Genomic DNA, 271 nt, shown 5'->3' on the forward strand with positions numbered 1-271 from the left:
GTCGAAGAGGGCGGCTTTCTCGATGTCGGCGGCGAGGGACGGTGGCGCGTGGGCGAGGGTGAAGGTGGCGGCGGCGCCGAGGAGGGGGAGCTGCTGGGGTTTGAGTTTGGGGAGGGAGAGCTTGGGGAGAGAGAAAATGGGGGATTGGGGTTTGGGTTTGGGGGCGGCGGAGGCGGTGATTAGAGCTCTGGAAGAGGCCATGATCATGTTTGCCATGGCTGCACTGCTTCAGCTTCTGCAAGATTCTTGATTTCTCTTTTTTTCGTTTTTG

General features: G+C 59.4%; 1 protein-coding gene. It reads right to left on the reverse strand.

The window, feature by feature from the left end; genetic code table 11:
• A partial coding sequence (locus tag ACODJP_RS14065) for a hypothetical protein (protein WP_422482562.1) occupies nt 1-216 on the reverse strand: 216 nt, incomplete at its 3' end.
• Between the last annotated feature and the right edge of the window lie 55 nt (nt 217-271).

The organism is Pleomorphochaeta sp. DL1XJH-081, from assembly GCF_049310885.1.
GTDB lineage: Bacteria > Spirochaetota > Spirochaetia > Sphaerochaetales > Sphaerochaetaceae > CAYZJV01.